Consider the following 2,746-nt stretch of genomic DNA (forward strand, 5'->3'; position numbering starts at 1 on the left):
ACAAACGTGGTAACCGGTTTTATTTGCCAGTATTTTTGAGTATCCTTAAAGTAAGGAAAGTAAGGGATTCCTTGTAAGGGTGTCACTGTGAAAGCGTTACGATGTCATTGTAAAAAAGTGGCACTATAAAAGCATTATTGGGAGGATGACAGAAAATGGAACTAGCGAAAGTCACGGCTAAGGGGCAAATCACTATCCCGATTGCGGTACGCCGTAAACTTGGGGTGAAGACGGGTGGGAAAATAATGTTTTTGGAGGATGGCGACCGGGTAGTGATAGTGAATCCCTCGGTACAGGCGCTGCTCGAACTGCAAAACGATTTCGCCGGCGTGGCCGAAAAACTCGGTATCGAAACCGAGTGTGACGTAGTCGACTTGGTCAAAGAAGTCCGCCAGGAACGCGCCCCCAAGTCGGGTGCCGGGTCGGTCGAAAACGTGTAGGCGCTCTCATGCGGGTAATGCTGGACACTAACGTGCTGATTTCTATGGCGTTGTTTCCTAATCCGCAGGTTTTGCGGATTATGGAAGTGGTTACCTGGAAATATGACCTGGTGATTTCGACTTATGTGATTGACGAGTTCCGGGAGGTGGTTGCACGGAAGTTTCCTGGCTATCTCTCGTCGGTGGATCGGTTCCTGGCGAGGCTGGACTATGAGTCGGCGGTGATGCCGTTACACATTCCGGAAAATCTGTACCAGATTCGTGATCCCAACGATTACCCGATTTTATATGCGGCAACACACAGTAATGTGGACATTTTTGTCACGGGAGACAAGGATTTTGCTGATGTCCGCCTGACATACCCCGAGATTCTAACTCCGGCGGAGTTTTTAGAGCGCTACGCGGATGGGAAATCAATAGTCGAATAGGTGTAGCCCTGCCTGATAGGCTCAATTCTCTCAGAACTAGGGGTCTCGGGCAAGATTAACCCCGGAATTCAGCGACACCGACTTTGGCTACACGGTTATTCGGCTCAGTGGTCGGCAGCTTTCAGATATGCGGGTTGATTTGTTTAGGACTGGGGCTCCCGGGAGCCTGAATATCGGTTTTTATTTGCACCGTGGACATCTATCCCCTGGTAAGTTTTTGAAAACCCCAGGTCAGGGCATTTCCCGATTTCGGCAAGCCCCGAAAATCGTTCCATGAATGTCCAAAACGCAAATAAATCGGTAAAAACCACCCGCAGTCCGGGTTCCAGATTGGGAACCTGGAGCTGGGGCGACCGCAGAGTGGCCTGAATTGGAATTCCCGAGAGTAAGGACGGCCGTAGCGAGACCTGGACTGGGTCTCGTAATCCCCACTTAGGCGCGGCCAACAAGCCTTTTCCTGAGCGTCAGGCCGAGTGGGTCTCGTAATTCCAGCTCAAGCGCCGCCGGGTACACCGCCGGCGGGCAAGAGTACCCTACTTATGAACCGTATTCCTCGCCCGCTCCACTCAGGCCGCCGTGATTTTTGAAGTAACGGATTATATCAGTCTTGAACTGTCCCGATTCGACATCGTCCCAGGTGAAGCGCAGGGTAGCTAGTTGGTTAATCAACGATTCGCGGCTGCGCCGGCGATCCTCGACGAACTGACTGTGCCTGGCGTGCCACTCGTAGCCATCAAGTTCGACTATCACCTCATGTACCCCGTTGCTGACGACCATGTCAACTTCGCCGATGCCCGCTATAACCTGACCGACTTTCACGTTCAGCCCGAGCCCGCGCAGCACGCGCCGCGCGTTGGTCTCCAGCGGAGAACGCGCCCGGTAGCTGCCGAGTTCAATAGCCTGGCGTACCTCGACGGAGCCGCGTTCCCCAACTTCGGCCAGCAACTGTTCCTTAGTTGCCAGCCCTTTAAACAGAGCAGAGTCAACGATTACTTCGCGCTCTTCCGGCGTGTCGACGCACTTCAGAGCACATACCACCGTCGCCACCGGGTCATCGACGTATAGCCGGGACAGGCTCGGCGCGGCGGGTAGAATCCGGTGTATCACCGTGTTTTTTGTATGTATCCGGTGACAATTATGCGCCACCGCCACATGAATCTTTCGGGGGCGACGCAGCGTATCCACGCCCCATTTGCGCAGTGCCGTCACACACGCGACATGGCCCCGGTTGGCGCGCGCCACTACGACACGCCTATCCGTGCCCGGCAGATACGCGACGCAGCGTTTGATTACTTTCAGTTGCCCGGCTCGGCTGGCACACGCCAACGAGTAACGCCCAAAGTACGTGTTAAGCTCGCGCAGCGGATACGCACCTTGGTTTAGTTTCATGAATTCTTCTAATTCTGGGTCCATGAGCCAATGCTCTCGCCTCGCGCAGAGTCCTGCAACTCGCGCCAGACGCAATTGTGGAAAACGATTTTTCCACAGTCATAGTCGCAAACCACGATTTGCGCCGAATCATGAGTCGATTTTGGCGTTTTGGACATTCGTGGGGCATTTTCCGGGGTTTGCCGGAAATGGGAAATACTTTGACCTGGGGTTTTGAGAAACTTAGCAGGGTATAGATGTCCACGGCGTACATAAAAGCCGATTTTCGGACTCCCGGGAACCCAGCACAAGTCGAGCCAGATCCGTCACGACTTCAGGGAAACCCAGTGTTACGGGATTTGGTGTTATCGCCATAGAGGACGGTTATCCGGGCTCCGGGGGATTTCTTAGTCTGGATTGTGATATCGACCTACCGGCTCCGGGAGATCGGTTCTGGGCATGGTGCTGGCAGCAGTCCCCACCGTGTTAAAGTATTCCGGGTGTGTTTCC

3 protein-coding genes are annotated in these 2,746 nt (G+C 53.9%); 2 read left to right on the forward strand and 1 reads right to left on the reverse strand.

From position 1 onward, the window contains the following. Window positions 1–155 precede the first annotated feature (155 nt). Together HMPREF0577_RS10420 and HMPREF0577_RS10425 are read left to right on the forward strand one after the other, a co-directional pair. A complete protein-coding gene (locus HMPREF0577_RS10420) occupies window positions 156–440 on the forward strand; it encodes an AbrB/MazE/SpoVT family DNA-binding domain-containing protein (protein ID WP_004013859.1) in 285 nt (94 codons plus the stop codon). A gap of 8 nt (window positions 441–448) precedes the next feature. Further along, window positions 449–868 (forward strand): putative toxin-antitoxin system toxin component, PIN family, encoded by a 420-nt coding sequence (locus HMPREF0577_RS10425; protein WP_004013860.1) that lies wholly within the window; start codon window positions 449–451, stop codon window positions 866–868. Window positions 869–1,405: 537 nt separating this feature from the next. On the opposite strand, the gene HMPREF0577_RS10435 is transcribed toward HMPREF0577_RS10425, so the two are convergent. Further along, complete coding sequence (locus tag HMPREF0577_RS10435) at window positions 1,406–2,281, reverse strand: hypothetical protein (protein WP_004013862.1); 876 nt, start codon at window positions 2,279–2,281, stop codon at window positions 1,406–1,408. Window positions 2,282–2,746: the final 465 nt, after the last annotated feature.

Origin of the sequence: Mobiluncus mulieris ATCC 35243 (genome assembly GCF_000160615.1) — a bacterium.
In the GTDB taxonomy this organism is placed as follows: Bacteria; Actinomycetota; Actinomycetes; order Actinomycetales; family Actinomycetaceae; genus Mobiluncus; species Mobiluncus mulieris.